The organism is Collinsella sp. AF31-11, assembly GCF_003475605.1.
GTDB lineage: Bacteria > Actinomycetota > Coriobacteriia > Coriobacteriales > Coriobacteriaceae > Collinsella.
The window spans coordinates 35,905-54,435 of the sequence record NZ_QRQS01000012.1 but is presented as its reverse complement, the minus strand read 5'-3'; the positions used below and the strand labels follow the sequence as shown (position 1 = coordinate 54,435).

Annotated in this window: 11 protein-coding genes and 1 tRNA gene; 6 read left to right on the top strand and 6 right to left on the bottom strand. The window is 61.0% G+C overall.

The annotated features are described in order from the left end of the window. The first annotated feature begins 4 nt into the window (after positions 1–4). The 6 genes from DWZ22_RS08450 to DWZ22_RS08425 all read left to right on the top strand — a co-directional run bounded on the left by DWZ22_RS08450 (position 5) and on the right by DWZ22_RS08425 (position 7,547). A complete protein-coding gene (locus tag DWZ22_RS08450) occupies positions 5–925 on the top strand; it encodes a PTS system mannose/fructose/sorbose family transporter subunit IID (RefSeq protein WP_117735396.1) in 921 nt (306 codons plus the stop codon). Between the two features lie 120 nt (positions 926–1,045). Next, positions 1,046–1,444, top strand: a complete 399-nt coding sequence (locus tag DWZ22_RS08445) for a DUF956 family protein (RefSeq protein WP_117735463.1) — start codon at positions 1,046–1,048, stop codon at positions 1,442–1,444. 125 nt (positions 1,445–1,569) lie between these two features. After that, a tRNA-Arg gene (locus tag DWZ22_RS08440) sits at positions 1,570–1,645 on the top strand. 362 nt (positions 1,646–2,007) lie between these two features. Continuing rightward, positions 2,008–4,836, top strand: a complete 2,829-nt coding sequence (locus tag DWZ22_RS08435; RefSeq protein WP_118405903.1) for a DNA methyltransferase — start codon at positions 2,008–2,010, stop codon at positions 4,834–4,836. Next, positions 4,836–6,605, top strand: coding sequence for a DUF262 domain-containing protein (locus tag DWZ22_RS08430; protein WP_158570750.1), 1,770 nt, complete (start codon positions 4,836–4,838; stop codon positions 6,603–6,605). Before DWZ22_RS08435 ends, DWZ22_RS08430 begins: the two co-directional genes overlap by 1 nt. Positions 6,606–6,629: 24 nt before the next feature. Next, positions 6,630–7,547, top strand: a complete 918-nt coding sequence (locus tag DWZ22_RS08425) for a toll/interleukin-1 receptor domain-containing protein (protein ID WP_118273696.1) — start codon at positions 6,630–6,632, stop codon at positions 7,545–7,547. Positions 7,548–8,199: 652 nt separating this feature from the next. Here DWZ22_RS08425 and pknB read toward each other — a convergent pair. The 6 genes from pknB to DWZ22_RS08390 all read right to left on the bottom strand — a co-directional run bounded on the left by pknB (position 8,200) and on the right by DWZ22_RS08390 (position 18,395). After that, positions 8,200–10,161 carry a Stk1 family PASTA domain-containing Ser/Thr kinase gene (gene pknB, locus DWZ22_RS08415; RefSeq protein ID WP_118273694.1) on the bottom strand — a complete coding sequence of 654 codons (1,962 nt, stop codon included), beginning with the start codon at positions 10,159–10,161 and terminating at the stop codon, positions 8,200–8,202. A 132-nt stretch (positions 10,162–10,293) separates the two neighbouring features. Next, positions 10,294–13,164 (bottom strand): FtsW/RodA/SpoVE family cell cycle protein, encoded by a 2,871-nt coding sequence (locus DWZ22_RS08410; protein WP_118405902.1) that lies wholly within the window; start codon positions 13,162–13,164, stop codon positions 10,294–10,296. 16 nt (positions 13,165–13,180) lie between these two features. Continuing rightward, positions 13,181–15,115 carry a Stp1/IreP family PP2C-type Ser/Thr phosphatase gene (locus tag DWZ22_RS08405; protein WP_118405901.1) on the bottom strand — a complete coding sequence of 645 codons (1,935 nt, stop codon included), beginning with the start codon at positions 15,113–15,115 and terminating at the stop codon, positions 13,181–13,183. After that, positions 15,112–15,528 carry an FHA domain-containing protein gene (locus tag DWZ22_RS08400; protein WP_006235180.1) on the bottom strand — a complete coding sequence of 139 codons (417 nt, stop codon included), beginning with the start codon at positions 15,526–15,528 and terminating at the stop codon, positions 15,112–15,114. Before DWZ22_RS08400 ends, DWZ22_RS08405 begins: the two co-directional genes overlap by 4 nt. Positions 15,529–15,534: 6 nt before the next feature. Next, positions 15,535–16,545: an FhaA domain-containing protein gene (locus DWZ22_RS08395; RefSeq protein ID WP_070097545.1), complete on the bottom strand. Its 1,011-nt coding sequence runs from the start codon at positions 16,543–16,545 to the stop codon at positions 15,535–15,537. Continuing rightward, entirely contained in the window at positions 16,542–18,395 is a 1,854-nt protein-coding gene (locus DWZ22_RS08390; RefSeq protein ID WP_118405900.1) for a serine/threonine-protein kinase, read from the bottom strand. Before DWZ22_RS08390 ends, DWZ22_RS08395 begins: the two co-directional genes overlap by 4 nt. Positions 18,396–18,531 lie beyond the last annotated feature (136 nt).

The following is an 18,531-nucleotide window of genomic DNA, read 5'->3' as shown; positions in this document are numbered from 1 at the left end:
ACATATGGCAGAGAACAAGATTCAGCTTTCTAAGTCCGATCGTCAGAAGGTTTGCTTCCGTCATCAGTTCCTTCAGGGTTCGTGGAACTACGAGCGTATGCAGAACGGTGGCTGGTGCTACTCGATGATCCCTGCGATCAAGAAGCTCTACACCAGCAAGGACGACCAGATTGCCGCGCTTAAGCGCCATCTGGAGTTCTATAACACTCACCCCTATGTTTCCGCCCCCGTCATTGGCGTTACCCTCGCCCTCGAGGAGGAGCGCGCCAACGGTGCTCCGATCGACGACGTCGCCATCCAGGGCGTCAAGGTCGGTATGATGGGCCCGCTCGCCGGCGTCGGCGACCCCGCCTTCTGGTTCACCCTTCGCCCGATTCTGGGCGCTCTGGGCGCTTCCCTGGCCCTGTCCGGCAGCATCGCCGGTCCGCTGCTGTTCTTCTTCGCGTGGAACATCATTCGTTACGCCTTCCTGTGGTACACGCAGGAGTTTGGCTACAAGGTCGGCTCTTCCATCGCCAAGGATCTCTCCGGCGGTCTGATGGGCAAGGTCACCGAGGGTGCTTCCATCCTGGGTATGTTCATCATCGGCGCCCTGGTCGAGCGCTGGGTGTCCATCTCCTTCACCCCGGTCGTCTCCAAGGTCACGCAGTCTGCTGGCGCCTTTATCGACTGGGCTAACCTGCCCTCCGGTTCTGAGGGTGTCAAGGAAGCACTGACGATGTATAACTCCATCGGTGCTAACGCCCTTGATCAGGTGAAGGTCACCACGCTTCAGGCTAACCTCGATCAGCTCATCCCCGGCCTTGCTGCCGTGTGCCTGACCCTTTTTGTCTGCAAGCTCCTCAAGAAGAAGGTCAGCCCGATCATCATCATCCTGGCTCTCTTCGCCGTCGGCATCATCGGTCGCGTCTGCGGCTTCATGTAAGCACGCTTCGGCTTAAGACCGAGAGTTGCTAGGCAAGGGCTTTTAAGCCATTGAAACGGACCGCACCCGGTGGGTACACTGGATGCGGTCCGATTGTTTTATTTGGAGGGCGAGGCGCGCATGGCGCAATCTCAGAACAGCACGGTCGATCTGGCAACGCCGGCAACCTGCCTGATGGGTCTTACCAGTCACGGTAACGTAATGGTGGGCAATAAGGCGTTTGAGTACTATAACGAGCGCAATCCCGAGGACTTTATTCAGATCCCGTGGGACGAGATCGACTATATCGCCGCCGAGGTTTTGCGCGGCACCAAGAAGATCACGCGTTTTGCGATCTTTACCAAAGAGAACGGCCACTTTACGTTTTCGACGCGCAATGACAAGGAAACGCTACGCGCGGTGCGTAAGTACATTGACGAGGACAAGCTCGTTCGTTCGCCCGATTTTATCGACGTGACCGCTAAAGGCGCCAAGAGCATCCCCTCCGTCATCAAAAACCTCTTCCACAAAGGCAACTAGTCGCTGGGTAGTCGTCTGCGACGTTCTTAAACGACTAGTCATTAAAGAACGTCGCAGATGACTATCTCGAAGAGCGGCTATGCGCTGCATGGTAGTGGCGCAAATCTGCTACACTAGTACAACATGCCTCCGTAGCTCAGGGGATAGAGCACCGCTCTCCTAAAGCGGGTGTCGACGGTTCGAATCCGCCCGGGGGCACCAGAAGTAAATGCAGGTCAGACGGTATAAATCGTCTGACCTGCTTTCTTATATAAGGGCATCGTTAACGTCAGTTGGGTAGAATTTGGGTAGAAAGTTTTTTGTGAAGGGCTATGCCCAAAGTCCGGTTTCCAACCCTTCCCACAGCCTACGGGCTTATAAGAAGCCCTTCGGCCATGGAAAGCGTTGAAAACCTAGGATGACGTTGCTGTGAGATGGGCGAGTTTCCAACAGCCCCCGGCGTCTTCGGGTTTCGCCTGGGACCCTGCGACACCGTGGACCGTCGAAAACTCGCCCTTCCGCTTGGAAGAGGGCTTTTACCCCTTAAAATTGTCCGAAAGTGACAACGACGCAGGAGGTCCGGTATGCCTGCCAGCAAGAAAGAGGCAAAAGAGTTCGTCAAGCGGTGGCAGAAGCGCCTTGCCGCCATCCCCGCGGGCTCCAACAACGAGCAGCAGGACACGCAAAAGTTCTGGGTCGACCTGCTCATCAACGTCCTGGGCATCCCGTCCAACACCATAGACAGCTCCGTTGACTTCGAGCGGAAGGTGAGAGGCCGTCGCATCGACGTGTTCGTCTCTGACCACAACTTTCTCTGCGAGCAGAAGTCGTGGGGCATCGACCTCGATAAGCCCGAACCCAGGAACGGCGGCATGGAGACGCCGCTCCAGCAGGCCATGTGGTACGCGCGGCACCTGCCGTACTCCGAGCGCCCCCGCTGGGTGATGACATGCAACTTCGAGACCTTCCGTCTCTACGACCTCGACAACGAGAGGCCCGAGGACACCGTGCAAGAGTTTTCCCTCGAAGAGCTCCAGGACAGTCTGTATCTCTTGTCCTTCCTGACCTCCAACGAGACGAGCCGCCTGCACAAGGAGCAGCAGCTCTCCATCGAGGCCGGGGCCTACGTCTCCAGGCTCTACGATGCCCTCGCCAAGCAGTACCACCACATCGAGGAGAAGGACGAGCGCGCGCAGGAGGAGCAGCGCTCGCTCAACGTGCTCATCACCCGAATCATCTTCTTGCTCTACGCCGAGGACGCCGACCTCCTGCAATCGCACCAGGCGTTCGGTAGGTACTGCGAGGGTGACCCTGCCAAGCTCCGCCGCAAGCTGGTGGACCTGTTCGAGGCGATCGACACGCCCCTGGATAAGCGGGACGAGTACATGGACGAGGACCTCGCGGCCTTCCCGTACGTGAACGGCGGTCTGTTCGCCGACTCCTCCATCATCGTCCCGCAGATGACCCCGGAGATCCTCGAGGCCATCACCGACGCGTCCCAGGACTTCGACTGGCGCGAGATCTCGGGCGTAATCTTCGGCGGCGTGTTCGAGGGAACGCTGAACCCCGAGACCCGCCATGCCGGGGGCATGCACTACACGAGCGTGGAGAACATCGAGCGCTGCCTCAGGCCGCTCTTCCTCGACGAGCTGTGGGATGAGCTGCACGAGGCCGAGGGCGAGAGGACGGCGGCGAAACGCAAGCAGGCCCTGGCGAGGCTGCACGACAAGGTTGCCTCCATCACCATCGGCGACCCCGCGTGCGGCTCGGGCAACTTCCTTACCGAGGCGTACCGGCAACTGCGCACCATCGAGAACCGAATCATCGAGGACGAGCTCAGCGAGGAGACCGGCAACGCGGGGCAGACGTCCCTCGTCATTGCGCAGGACAGCCCTGTCCGCGTGTCCCTGGACCAGCTGTACGGCATCGAGATAAACGACTTCGCCGTCTCGGTCGCTAAGACCGCCCTTTGGATCACCGAGGAGCAGATGCTCCGAAAGACGCAGGAGATATACGTCGACTATGACTTCGACTTCCTGCCGCTCAGGAGCCTCAGCAACCTTCATGAGGGCAACGCCCTCAAGACCGATTGGTCCGAGGTGTTTCCCGATGACCTCACGTACCTCGTGGGCAATCCGCCCTTCCTTGGGGCCCGTAACCAGTCCAAGGAGCAGAAGGCAGAGCTCCTTGAGGTCTTCGATGGTGCGAAGAACGCAGGCAACATCGACTACTGCGGGGCCTGGTACATGAAGGCTGCGAGGTTCACGCAGGGAAAGCGCACGCGCTGCGCCCTGGTTTCTACCAACTCGATATGTCAGGGCGAGCAGGTCGCCAACCTCTGGAAACCCCTGCACGACCTGGGTATCCACATCGACTTCGCGCACAACACCTTCCGCTGGGACAACGAGGCAGCAGACAAGGCACACGTGTTCTGCGTCATCGTGGGCTTCTCGCGCGAGGTTGGGGCCAAGACGCTCTTCTATCACGCAACGCCCGATTCTGACGAAGAGCAGATTTCCGTGGCCCGAATCAATGCTTATCTTAAAGACGCTCCGGACGTTTTTGTCTACAGCAGAAGTAAGCCATTATCAGATGTTCCAGAAATGGGAATAGGCTCCCAGCCTATAGACGACGGCAATTACCTTTTCACTGATGAGCAGAAAATCGAATTCTTGCAAATTGAACCTGGTGCAGAGAAATTCTTTCACAAGTGGCTTGGATCACAAGAATTTATCCGTGGCAAAAGCCGTTGGTGTTTATGGCTTGGGAACGCAAATTGGGATGAGCTAAAGAATCTGCCTAAATGCAGGGAAAGGGTTGAAGCGGTGCGCCGGTATCGGCTCAAGAGCAAGAGAAGTCAGACCGTTAAGGCTGTAGAGTGCCCTGCCCATTTTGGAACTGAAATCCTGTCGGATACAGATTCAATCTTGATACCAGAGGTTTCATCAAGCCGAAGGCGATACATCCCAATGGGGTTCGTCGATGCTGAGGTCTTTTGTAGCAATAAAGTTCGTCTTATCCCAAATGCAACTCTCTATCAATATGGGGTGTTGCAGTCCCAATTTCATAATGCATGGGTTAGGGTCGTGACCGGAAGACTGAAAGATGATTATCAGTACTCGGCTGGTATTGACTACAACAACTTCGTCTGGCCCGAGCCCACGGAATCCCAACGCGAAGAAGTTGAGCGTTGCGCCCAAGCCGTGCTCGACGCCCGGGATGCCCAAGAAGGTGCGACGCTCGCGGACATGTACGATCCCAAGAACGAAACGTTCTTCCCCGAGCTGATGTCTGCGCATAAGGCGCTCGACGCTGCTGTCGAAGCTGCCTATGGCGTCGACTTCGGTGGGGATGAGGAGAAGATAGTCGCCCATCTTTTCAACCTGTACGCCAAGAAGGTCGGTGAACTATAGTGCCAAATTCCATCTATAACCCCATATCGCTGGAGGTTGGTAACATCCTGAAGGACGTTCAGACGGGCAAGATCGGTCTGCCCGACCTGCAACGACCCTTCGTGTGGGGCAACGAAAAGGTCCGCGACCTGCTTGATTCCATGCTCCGCGGATACCCTATCGGCTATGTGATGCTGTGGGACTCTCCGAGCGACAACGCGGGCAAGAAGTCTGCCATAGGCTCGAACCAAAAGGTGTATGCCGTCCCCAAGTCCCTTGTCATCGACGGACAGCAGAGACTCACCGCTCTCCTGAGCTCGCTGTACGGCGTGTCCGTGCGAGACAAGAACTTCAGGGAGCGTACGGTGAAGGTCGCCTACGACCCCATCGCACGCTCATTCAAGAATGCCGACGCCTCGACCGAGAAGGATTCGCGCTATGTGCCGGACGTATCCGAGGCCTTCGCGGCGAACCACGACAACAAGCTGAGCGCCTATCGCAGGGCGTTCATCAAGCGCCTTAACGAGGCGAATGCCAAAAAGGGAGAACCCGAACTCGACGATGACGGCGAGGATGCCGTCGAGAGCGGGCTCAACGCATTACTCGGGCTTGAGCGTTATCTTCTGCCGACGCTGGAGATTTCCGAATCGGCTGACGAGGAGACCGTATCGGACATCTTCGTGCGTGTGAACTCGCAAGGGCAGGCGCTTAAGCAGGATGACTTCATCATGACCCTGCTTTCGGTCTACGAACCTGCCATGAGGGAGCGTATAGAGGAGTTCTGCGCCATGAGCCATGCGCCCGCAAAGGGCACCTCGTACAACCCGCTCATGACCGTCTCGCCGACGCATATCATTCGCGCCACGGTGGGCGTGGGGTTCAAGAGGGGTCGCCTGCGTTATGCCTACCAGATTCTTCGCGGGCGAGATCTCAAGACAAAGGAAACGACGCCCGAGACGCGGGCCGAGAACTTTGCCACGTTTGGTCGCGCCCTCGATCTCGTGCTCGACTTGAACAACTGGCATGCCTTCATCAACACGCTGGCGGAGGCGGGCTACGTCTGCTCTGACCAGGTGGGGTCGGGCAACGCGCTCATGTTCTGCTATGCGTTCTACCTTATCGGGCGCTATGAGTTCGACATGGAGCCACTGGCTGTGCGCGGGCTCGTGCGGCGCTGGTATTTCGCCGCAGCCATAACGGGGCTCTATGTGGGGTCCTTCGAATCCGAGTTCGAGCAGCAGCTTAACGACGTCTCGCGCCTTGAGACCGCCGATGAGTTCCGGGCGTACTTCGACCGTAGACTCGCTGCCATCATGACGGACGATTATTTCTCCATCACGCTGCCCAGCTCCCTCGACGCAAACGAGGCGACGGGCCCGACCTGGTGGGGCTTCGTCGCGGCTCAGGTCGTGCTCGGTGCCAAGGCGCTGTTCAGCACGGCCCCTCTTTCTCAACTGCTGCTTACCGGCTCATCAGGTTCCAAAAAGGCTCTGGACAAGCATCATCTGTTCCCAGATAACTACCTGAAGGCCAAGGGCTACCTTTCACAGCGCAGCAACCGAGGCAACTTCACCCTTGTTGACTACCAGAACAACATCTACATCTCGGATGATGCCCCGAATGAGTACGTCAGGAGGTACCGTGAAGCCCTGGGCGAGGACGAATACCGCCGCAACTGCGAGGAACACGCCCTGCCCCTCGGATTCGAAGAGCTTGATTACGAGGACTTCCTCGGTCAGCGCAGGAGGCTAATGGGTGAGCTCGTGAAGAGGGCATATGAGCGACTGTAGATTTCGGACTAGTCTTTGGGGGTCATGTTGACTAAGGTTTTCATATCCTACGCATGGGAAAGCGAAGAACACCGCGAATGGGTAAAGGCGCTGGCCGACCGCCTTCTGTCGGACGGGATCGATGCAGTCCTGGACCAATATGATCTCGAGCTGGGTGACAGGTTGCCGCAGTTCATGGAGCAGTCGGTCAGGTCGTCGGACTATGTTCTTATCGTCTGCACCCCAGCATATAAGCAGAAGGCCGATGCGAGAATCGGCGGGGTTGGATACGAGGGCCATATCATCAGCGGAGAACTGTTCTCTGGGCATAATGAGAGGAAGTTTATCCCGGTAATAAAGGAAGGGGGCGTTGAGGAAAGCCTCCCGACCTTCCTCAAGGGGAAATTGGCGGTCGACTTGGGCGATGGGGTCGAGTCTCGTGGCTATAACGATTTGCTTGCGACTCTTTATGGGGTCAAGAAGAAGCCGTCGGTTGCGCCCAAGCGCCGCATCGCTCAGACGTCTTCGAAAAAACGCGAAGAAGAGGGCGAGGGCTCTGAGCCCATCAGAATCGTCGGTATTGTGGTCGATGAGGTGGGAGAACCGAGGAACGACGGAACGAGGGGGAGTGCCCTGTACGAAGTGCCGTTCCGATTGTCGAGACGCCCCAGCTCTCTGTGGTGCGAGCTCTTCTTGAAGTCCTGGGACTTGCCGCCAAGATTTACCACCATGCATAGGCCACATATCGCATCGGTTGCCGGTGACGAAATAGTCCTCAACGGGACCACCATCGAAGAGGTGAGGGACTACCACCGCGACACCCTCATCCTGTGCGTGGAAGAAGCCAACAGGCTTGAGGCCGAATACCTTGAGAGGGAACAAAAGCGTCGAGCGCGTGAAGATGCCTCCCGGGCAGCCTATAGGAAGAACGTTGAGAACGTCGCCGGGACGATTGATTTCTAGCTCGGCCGCTTGCGCGAGGGCGTAGCCATCGGCCTCGCGGCCGATGGGTCCCGCTTATGGGCGGCCCCTGCGACGCGCGGAATCGCTCTCGTTGCGGCTCTCTGTAACGCTCCCATGGGTCGCATTTCGTCTAGCTCCGCTCGCGCCACCCTTCCCGTCGCCCGCATCATCAGGGCTGCATCGGTTAGAATCGTGTGTGCGACGCATTCCGTGCGCGGGCGGCCGAAGACTTGATCGGAGGTCCCCAATTGCTGAAATTCCTTAACGCGCTCGCCGCCCTTGCGACGGTCGGCACGTTCATCATTGCGTTTCTTGATTCGTATGAGGTTCGGTTTAAGGTCCGTAGGCGCACGCGCGGTGCGGACGGTTCTCGGCGTTTGCGCCGCAAGCGCAAATAAAAACGGCCGGGGTTGCAGCCCGGCCGTTTAACACGTTAGAAAACTAGGCCGCCCGCGCTCCTTAACACTTACGCGGGATGCGTCGTTTTCTAAAAACATTCTACCCGTCCGGCTGCGGGTCCGTCTACATTTTCCAAATCAAATCACCAGATGCCTACTGAGAAACGCAAAGCGCCCGCTTGCTGGGGGAGCAAGCGGGCGCCTGTGAGCGAATATGTTTGCGGCGAGAGCCGTAATGAGCGGTTGGGTGGCGACTAGTTGGTCGTACCGGAATCGTCGCCCGTGCTCGTGCCCGAACCCGAGCCCGAGCCAGAAAGTGCAACCGTCAGCGTAATCGTGCTGTCGGTTGACTGCTTGCCGGTGGGGGAGACGCCCGTAACGGTGGCATCCTCGTTACCGCTCACGGGATTGCCGTTCTGGTCACAGAAGCCAATGTTATAGAAACCGGCGTTGTTGAGCGCGGTGACGGCGGCAGAGATGCTCTTGCCGTACAGGTTGCCCGGAACGCTGGCCTTGCCGGACTTCTTGGCAATGACGACGGTAATCGTGGCACCGGGCTTCTGCTTGCCGCTAGGGTTCCAGCTGATCACGGTGCCCTCGGTAACCGAGTCGTTCTCCTGGTAGCTCACGTCGACGCCAAAGCCTGCCATATCGAGGGCGTTTCGCGCCTGGGCCTCGGTCATGTCGGTCAGGTCGGGGACGGACGTGGTATCCGGGCCGCTCGAGACCTTGTACGAGATGGTCGTGCCCTTCTCGACTTCCTTACCGGCTTCGGTGCCCTGCTCAAAGACCTGGCCCTCATCGGCCTCGTTGGCCTCCTCGGTGGCGTTGCCCTTTAGGCCAACGCTTGCCAGTGCCGCCTCTGCCTGGTCCTTGGTTAGACCGACAAGCTGGGGAACCTCAACCTTCTCGGAGGGCTTGGGGCCCTTGGAGATCACCAGGTTCACCTTGGTGCCTTTGGGCTTCTTGGTGTTTCCGTTGGGGGTCTGCTCGGCAACCTTGCCCTCGTCGACATCGTCGTTATAGCTCTGGTCGATGGTGCCGACCTCAAGGCCTTCCTCCTTGATCAGCTCGACGGCAGTCTGCTGGTCCTTGCCCAGCACGTCGGGCACGGTGACCTGTTCGTCGCCAAAGAGTCCTGTGGCAAAGGCCACCACGATGCCGATGACGGCAACAGCTGCCACCACGGCGGCGATGATCTTGTTTTTGTTGGACTTGGGCTTTTCGACCTCGTAGGAGCCGGTGGAGCCCGAAACCGAGCTACGGGCGGTATTCTGGCCGCTCACGCCCGAGACGGGACGCACCATGGCGCGCGTCTGATCGGAAAGCTCGCGAGTCTTGGTGGCGCCCAGCTCACCGGGGGCACCGATGATGCGCGTGGGCTCTGAAATGTTGACGGCACGACCGGACAGGTAGCTGTTGAGCACCTGACGCAGCTCGTCGGCGGTCTGGAAGCGGTTTGCCGGGTCCTTCTCCATGCACTTAAGGATAATGCGCTCAAGGTCGGCGTCGACACCGGAGTTGATCTGGCTCGGCGGAATAGGCAGCTCGTTGACCTGCTTGAGTGCGACCGAGATAGCGTCGTCACCGTCAAAGGGAACGCGGCCGGTGGCGCACTCGTACATCACGACGCCCAGCGAGTAAATATCCGAGGTGGGGCCGAGGTCCTGACCGCGAGTCTGCTCGGGGCTGACGTAATGGGCGGTTCCCAGCACGTTGTTGTCTTGCGTGAGGTGGCTGTTCTTGGCGCGCGCGATGCCAAAGTCCATGACCTTGATGTTGCCGTCGGGCAGCACCATGATGTTCTGCGGCTTGATGTCGCGGTGGATGATCTCGTGCTTGTGGGCGACCGAGAGTGCAGAGCTGATCTGCGATCCGATCTGGGCGACCTTCTTGGGGTCGAGGGCACCGTGGCTCTTGATTCCGCTCTTAAGGTCGGTACCGCGCAGGTACTCCATGACGATGTAATAGGTGTCGCCGTCCTTGCCCCAATCGTAGACGCCAACGATATAGGGGGAGGAGAGACCGGCTGCTGCCTGGGCCTCCTGCTTAAAGCGTGCGGCGAAGGTTGCGTCGCCAGCATACTGTGGCAGCATGATCTTGACGGCTACCGTGCGGTCGAGGACCTGGTCCTGTGCACGGTAGACGGTCGCCATACCGCCTGTCCCCACCTTATCCTTGAGGAGGTATCTTCCCCCGAGGACCCTCTGTTCCATTCCTGCTCCTAACATAACTATTCGCTCAACGATGTGTGTAGTACCTACGATGTGGCCGCTGGGACCGTGTGGCGCGTTGCCGCTAACTCTTCGGCCGCGGCGCGCCTCGGGTGTCCGATTCGATCATGGGCATCACGCTCCCTGTGCGGCGAGCGCCGCGGTCAGGACGATGCCGGCAATCTTGGCCGCCTTGACGTCGTGTTTGTCGTAATCCTCCAAGGCCACCGAGATGGCGACCGTGGGTGAATCGTAAGGTGCAAAGCCGACGAACATCGAGTTGACGTTGGTGCCGCCGATCTCGGCCGAGCCGGTCTTGCCGGCGACCTTGACGCCGGGGACCTGGGCATCGGTGCCGGTACCGGACTGGACGACGGCGAGCATGGCCTGCTTGACCTGGTCGGCCGTGGCAGAGCTGACAGCCTGGCCCAGCGAGCGGGACTGCGTGGTCTTAACCACGGTTCCGTCTGGGGCGAGTACCTGGGCTACAAAGTACGGGTCCATGACCACGCCACTGTTAGCGATGGCGGCGGCAATCACGGCGTTTTGCATGACGGTGGTCTGCGGGCCGGGCGTGTGGTCCATGCCGACAGGCTGGCCGGCGCCGGCCCAGGCGGTCTCCCACTCGGTCATGAGCGACGGGTCGGCCATGATGGAGGCCGTGGAGGTCAGGTCCTGGCCGAGCTCTTGGCCGTAGCCAAAGGCGTTGGTAAACTGCACGAGCGTGTTTGCACCAACTTCGTTTGCCACCTGGCCAAAGACGACGTTGGAGGACACGGCAAAGGCCTGCTGCAGGCTGATGGTGCCGTAGCTCTCGTTGGCATAGTTGATGACCGGTGCGTTGCCGATGTCCATGGAGCCGGGCGCCTGGTAGGTGCTGGTAAGGCTGGCGGTACCGGTCTCGAGTGCCGCGGAAAGCGTAACGACCTTAAACGTGGAGCCCGGCGTGTACAGCGCGTCCATGGCGCGATTGTACATGGAGCCGTCCTCGCCGCCGCCCGCCTGCAGCAGGGCGTCGATGTTGGTGTTGTCGTAGGTGGGCGAGCTGGCACATGCGAGTACCGCGCCGGTACGCGGGTCGATGACCACTACAGCGCCCTTAAAGCCCTTGAGTGCCTGCTCGGCAGCTGTCTGGATACGCGAGTCGATGGTGAGCTTGGCGGTGTTGCCCGGCTGGGTCTGGCCCGCGAGCGACGCGATGGCGTTGTTCCAGCTGGAGTAATCCTTGGAGCCGGTGAGCGTGTCGTTCATGACACTCTCGATGGCGGTGGTGCCAAACTGCTGGCTCACGTAGCCAACCACGTGCGCTGCCAGGTTGCCGTTGGGGTAGGAGCGTACGTAGGTGCCGTCCTCCTGCTGCAGCGACTCGGCCAGCGTCACGCCGTCGGACGTGATGATGGAGCCGCGCTGGATGTACTTGGAGCGGGCGATGGTGTGGTTGTTGGTCGGCATATCCTGATAGTCCTTGGCCTTGATGACCTGGACATAGGTGAGGTTGCCGATAAGGATGGCAAACAGCGCCGTAAAGGCTAGCACCGCACGGGTTAGACGGTTGGCGAGCGCAACGCGGCCGAGCACACCGGATTCAGGCGTGTCGAGCAGGCGGCGGCGCATGCGCGAGCCGACGGAATGGCTGCCACTGCCGTAGGAAGACGAGGTGGCAAAGCGCGTGCCCGTCGGGGCGGCGGCAGATGCGACCTGATCATCGGTGATGGCGGCCATGGTGCCGGTGCCGGTAAGCTCTGCCTCGCGTCCGGTTGCCTCGTCACCGGCGCGCAGCAGAAGCGCGACGATGATAAAGCTCGCCAGCAGCGAGGAGCCGCCCTGGCTCATAAAAGGCAGGGTGACGCCGGTCAGCGGGATCAGGCGGGTTACGCCGCCAACGATCAAGAAGGCCTGGAAGCTGATGGCGGCCGTAAGGCCCGTGGCACTAAAGGCTGCGAGGTCGGATTTAGCGCGGGCAGCCGTGGTGAGGCCACGCACGGCAAAGAGCATAAACAGGATGAGCACGGCGCCGCCGCCCAAAAGGCCCATCTCCTCGCCGATAGCCGAGAAGATAAAGTCGGACTCGACGACGGGGATGTTGTTGGCCATGCCGTTGCCGATGCCAACACCGACCAGACCGCCATCGGCAAGCGAGAAGAGCGACTGGACGATCTGGTAGCCCTGGCCCTGGGCGTCCTTAAAAGGATCGACCCAAACCTGGAAACGTACCTGAACGTGAGACAGGAACTTGTAGGCGCCCACGGCTCCAACGGCTAAGAGCGCGAGGCCGATAACGACATACGAGAATCGTCCCGTGGCAACGTAGAGCATCAGCAAGAAGATGGTGTAGAACAGCACGGCCGAACCCAGGTCGCGTTCGAAGACGACGACGAGCAGGCACACACCCCACACGGCAAACAGCGGCAGCAGCAGTCGCAGGCGAGGGATCTTAAAGCCCAGGATCTTGCGGTTGGAGATGGAGAGCAGCTCGCGGTTCTCGGCCAAGTAGCCGGCCAGGAACAGCACGATAAAGACCTTGGCGAACTCGCCGGGCTGGATGGTAAAGCCCGCGATGCGAATCCACAGCTTGGAGCCCGAGATCGTGGTGCCGATAAAGATGGGCAGCATCAGCAGAATGATGCCGATAATGCCAAAGGTGTACTTGTAGCGCATGACCACGTCGAGGTTTTTGACCAGTGCAAGCGTTCCCACCATGAGCGCCACCGAGACAAACAGGATGATGAGCTGTGAGATGGCGAGAGCGGGGGCGAGGCGTGTCACGAACGTGATGCCGATGCCCGAAAGTATAAATACGATGGGCAGGATGGCGGGGTCGGCGCCAGGCGCCAAGATGCGCACGGCGATATGTGCTGCGGCGAAGGCGGCGAAGAGGCCGATCGGTACGGCGAGCGTCTCAAAGGAGATGGCAGCGCCCGCGGTGAGGACGTACATCGCATACAGCAGGATGACGGGGAACGCCGAGGCGATGAGCAAGAGCAGTTCGGTGTTGCGGCGACTCATAAGCGGCACTCCCTTTCTAATTCTTATCGGAGGCTTCGGCCTCGGCGGACTGTTCGGCGGTTTTCTCGGAATCTGATTCGGAGGTCGATCCCTGGTCGGTGTTGTCGCGAATCGTTTGCGCGTCGATCACCTGGCGGGTCTGCTCCTCGTCGATCTGGTGGCGGTACTTGGATATCGTGTCCTGCGCATCGTCGACACTTGTTTGCGGAATGCCCGCCTTGAGGCGGTTTTGCGTGTCTTCGGGCAGGTCGGACAGCTTGATACTGGTTTCGCTTTCGAGCCAGTGGAGCTTGAGTCCGAGTGGCTTGCCGGGCAGGCCGCGCCAGACGGCGACATTGCCCTGGTAGGTACCCAGGTAGTACGAGCCGGTGACACCCGTGTAGGCCCAGATGGCAGCCGCCAGCACCAAGACGAGACCTAAGACGACGCCGATGGTGACGTTGCGGCGACGCACGCGTTGCGCCTCGCGCATAACGCCATCGTCAACCAGGTCAACGACTACTACGGTCACGTTGTCGTGGCCGCCGGCGGCAAGCGCCGCGTCCACTAGGTTGTCGACGCAGATTTGCGCGGTTGAGGACTGCGTGGCGATGTTCTCGATATCGCTATCGGGAATCATGCTCGAAAGGCCGTCAGAGCACAGGATCAGGCGGTCGCCTTCCTCGATATGCAGAGTGAAGTGGTCGGCATACATGGCGGGGTCTGAGCCCAGCGCACGGGTGATGACCGAACGGTTGGGGTGGACGCGAGCCTCGTCTGCCGTGATCTCGCCGGCGTCCACGAGCTCCTCCACGTAGGAGTGGTCGCGGGTCACGCGGATGAGCGTGCCCTCGTGGAGCAAGTAGGCGCGAGAGTCACCCACGTGGGCGATGGCGAGCGTGTCGTTTTCGATATAGGCGCAAGTGGCTGTGCAGCCCATGCCGGGCTTGCCTAGGCCGTTCAGGGCCGCCTCGATTACGGCGGCGTTGGCTGCCTCGACGGCTGCGGCCAGGCGTGCTGCGTCGGCGGACTGCGGGGCCGTCTTGGCAATAGTCTCGACGGCGATAGAAGAGGCTACCTCGCCGGCGGCGTGACCGCCCATGCCGTCGCATACGCAAAAGAGCGGCGACTGCACCAGGTAGGAATCCTCATTGTGCGGGCGCACACAGCCAACGTCGGAGCGGGCACCCCACATGAGTTGCGTGGTGGTGCCGGCATCATAGGTCGAGTCGGTCTCGATGCGCTCCTCGGTCAGGGGCTCAAAGCTCATGGTCGAGCCGGGGTCTTTGAGCTTGGCTTCAACGGCGGCTACGTCGATCTCGGCTGTGTCACCGGGAGAGACGGTGTCGGTCTCGGCGTTTGATTCGGAATCGCCGGTGTCCGGGGAGTCGGGCTCCTCGGACACGCGGGCGGTCGACTCGTCGTCTTGCGGGCTGACGTCTATAGGCTCGGGCGTCGCAAAGTGCGACGGCGCGGGCGTGCTTTGCGACTGGGCGGCGGGCTCAGCCACGGCACCGGACTCGTTTGCGGGCGCAGACTGCGGGGTCTTGGGTGCAGGGCCGTCCTCGGGGGATGGCCCTGCCTTGGGCGCCGGCGTAGACGCGGGCGCAACCTCGGATGCCGGGGCTATGGGAAACGCCGGCGCGGCGGGCTCGGGTGCCGCAAACACCGCAGCGCTCTCGTTGATTGCCGCGGCGACGGGCTCTGCAAAGTGAGCTGGCGTCGGGGTTGCTTCGGGCGCTGTGGGCTGATCCGCAGCATGTGCGCCGATGGGCGCTGCTACGGCATTATCTTCGTCCTCGTTATCGGCGAGATCCGAAATATCATGCGTTACATGCGAAAGAGGCAGGGAGAACACGGTGTCCTCGGGTTCCACGGGTGCGGAGCCCGCCGGAGCGGCGTGGGCCGGCGCAGCTGTGGCGGCAGCCGGTGCCTCGGTCATAGTTGTGGACTTGTTCTCCTCGTCGATCATCGACGGTTCACCTTCATGACCACATCGCCAATCTGGACTTCGTCGCCCTCGCGCAGCGTTGCAGGCTCCACAAGCTGGCGGCCGTTGACGAGCGTGCCGTTAAGCGAGTTGAGGTCCTCGATGATGAGCGCCGGGCCCTGCAGCGAAAAGCGCGCATGCGAGGCCGAGACGAACGGTTCGTTGATGCAGATGTCCGAAGATGGCGAGCGACCGACGATGACGGGGCCGAGCATGTCTACGTGGATGCCACGGATGCCGCGCGGGCCCTTGTCCACATCGATCGTCCAGATAGCCGAGTCGCGGCGCTGTCCGCGCACAAGTCCCACGCCGGTCTTCATGACGGCGAACAGGAAGATATAGAGCAGGGCGACCAGGACGATGCGGCCTGCAAAAAGGACGATATCGATGTTCATAAGCGACTATCCCCTAAATTCAAAGGTGCTCAGGCCAAACGTCAGCAGATCGCCGTTGCGCAGCGGGCAGCGCGTAATGCGGCGGTTGTTGACGAGCGTGCCGTTGGTGGAATTGAGGTCCTCGATCGACCAATCCGAGCCCGTAAAGGTGAGCTGGGCGTGGCGGCGCGACACGTTGGGGTCGCGCAGGGCAATATCGGAAACTGAGCGCTCGCGACCGATAGTCACCTGTGCGGAGGTGATGCTATGGCTCTCGCCGCTCACGACGTCGACGAGCTGGGCGAGCGGGCGCTGCGGGGCGCGAGTGCTCGCCATGTTGGAGGCGATGCCGGCTGCGGCGCCTAGGCCCACGGCGGCACCGGTCGCGGCGGCTCCGCCCATGCCGGCAAGCGCGTCGCGCGAGACGGTCTGCGGCACCGGGATAGGAGCGGCGGGGTCGGGGACGCTAGGCGCGAAGGGATCTGCTACGGCAAGCGGGTCGGGAGCGGCGGCGCGAGGCGTCGGCTGCTGCTGGGGCATGGCGGCGGGGCGCTGCTGCTGCGGGGCAGCAAACTGCTGCTGGCCGGCGCGCGGGGCGCTGGCGGCACGGCTTGCGGCGGAGTTGTTTTGGCCCAGACCGTTTTGATAGGCGCGCTCTTCTTCGTACAGGCGGCCGAGCGTGGGGGCATCGACGTTCTCGGCAAAGACCGAGAACTTGCCGGCACGCAGCTGCGGATCGATCATAAAGCGCACGAGGGGCTCGCCGACAAAGACATAACGGCGCTTTTCGGCCTGCGCCTTCACGAACTCGCGGACCTCGCGCGAAAGCTCGGGGTAGAACGGGGCGAGCATGGGGTCGTCGTCGGCGGCGATCAGGATGGTATAGAGTGCCGGCGCCGTGTTGACACCATTGATCACCAGAGTTTGATCCTCCATGTCGCGAGCGGCCTGCTTGGCAAGCTTCTTAAAGGAGAACGGGGCACGGGTGGCACCGAAGATGCCGGCCACGTGGTCCTCGAAGATGTTCAGGAAGTTCACGAAAGATCACTCTCCGTATAGGTTCTTTGGTATCCGAGCAAATATAGGCATATCCCAACGATTATAGAGGATAGGGTTCCCGCAACCGCCGCCTTGGCGACGACCGCGGCTGCAAGGCTGGCAATTTCCATATGGTGTGCAAGACAGGACGCCGCTGCGCAGCCGATGCCGGTGACAGCGATGGCGGCGATTGCGGCAAGGTTTGAGCCCTGATCGGCACGCTTGGCATGGGCATTGAGCAGCGCAGATGACGCCGCGGCAGTTGCCGCTACCAGCACAAAGGCAGCCCAAAGGAGTGGGTCTCCCAGCGCCGCGGCAACGTTACCGAGCCCCAGCACGCCTCCGGCTGAAAGCGCGACCGTGGCCAGACGGGCAAAAAGTGCGCCCATGCCCGTTGCCGCGGCGGCGTTTGCCGGGCCGAGCCAAAATGACGCGACGCCGGCGGTGACCCCAGCTGCCAGGAAGGTATTGCCGGTCAGACAGCCAAGCACGAGTGCACAGGTGAGTGCGGCGCTCGCGGCAGCCTCGGTGCGACCCCAGGCGATCCACCAACCGGACATGGCGGCGGCAAAGATCACCGCGACGGGCAACATCGACAGGATGCCCTGCGCCTGCATGGTGGCGTTTGCCATGAGCACCAAAAAGCCCACAGCCGAGATGGCCGAGCCAATCTGGGGGGCCAGGCCGGCCGCCGCTCCGATCGCGATAGCCGCAATGACCAGGCCGGGAAGCGCCGCGACCCCAGCCGTTTGCATCAGCAAAAAGCTAAAGGTGCCGCACGCTAGCGCCGAGATAGCGCGCATGGTGTAGTCGCGCGCATGGTTCCAGCGCGTGCCCGCCCAGCCGAGTGCGGGGTCGACCTCGATGGCGTCGTCCTCGTAGTACGACGGCTCGATATCGTCGAGCTCCTGCTCGTCATCCGAAAGCTCGCCAACCATTTGCTCCAAGCTGCGACGGCCCTCGCGTACGCTGCCCAGACCGGCAAGGAGCTGGTCGCAAAATGCCTCGATGCTGCTGGGGCGGTCCTGCGGCATGGGGGAGAGCGCGCTCATGAGCGTGGCCTCGGCTCCCGGGGGGAAGTGTGGTATCAGCTCGCTGGGATAGGTGGCGCCGCCGATGATACGGTCGAGCGAGTCGGCGGGCGTGGCCGCCATAAAGGGAGCGCTGCCGCACAAGCCCTCATAGATAACGCAGGCAAGGGCAAAGACATCAGCGCGTTCGTCGACCGTGCCGGTCTCGATATCGAGCTGCTCGGGCGGCATGTAGCCGATGGTGCCGCCGCGCGAGCCGCCAAAGCCACCGGCGGACGACAGCCGCGCCATGCCAAAGTCGGTGAGCTTTACATTGCCCGAGTGGTCGATGAGCACGTTGGCGGGCTTAATGTCCAGGTGGAGTACGCCATTACTATGGGCGAAGGTGAGCGCCTGGCCCAGGGCATCGGCAATGGCCGCGGCCTCGTCGAAGGTAAGTGAGTGGCCGTCCACGCGATGCAAAAACTCGGCTAGCGACATGCCATCGACATATTCCATAACCAGGTAGGCATAGGCGGTGTCGTGCGTAAAGTCGATAACCTGCACGATATTGGGATGTTGAAGCATAGCGGCAGTGTGCGCCTCGCGCAGGACATCCATGATGTCGCTGGCGGGCATGCCGGAACCGTTGATAAGGGGGATGCGCTTAATGGCGACGCGGCGGCGCAGGTGCGTGTCGCGGCAGATCTCGATGGAGCCAAAACCGCCGGTCGCAAGCGTCTCGAGCGGCTGGTACCGCTTGAGCAGCTCGCGAGAGCTGGTGCCCTCCAAAGGAACGTCCGGCGAGAACCGGGCGGTATGTTGCGAGAAAAGCGGCATGGCCAACCCTCGTGCGTTTAAAGTTCGTTTGCGAGCGGCGGGCGCGGGGCCAAGCCGTTCGCGGTGGCATAGATGCTGCTAGTGTAGCACGCTCGGGCAGATGGCGAGGAAACGGGGATGAGGTGGCCCGATCGGT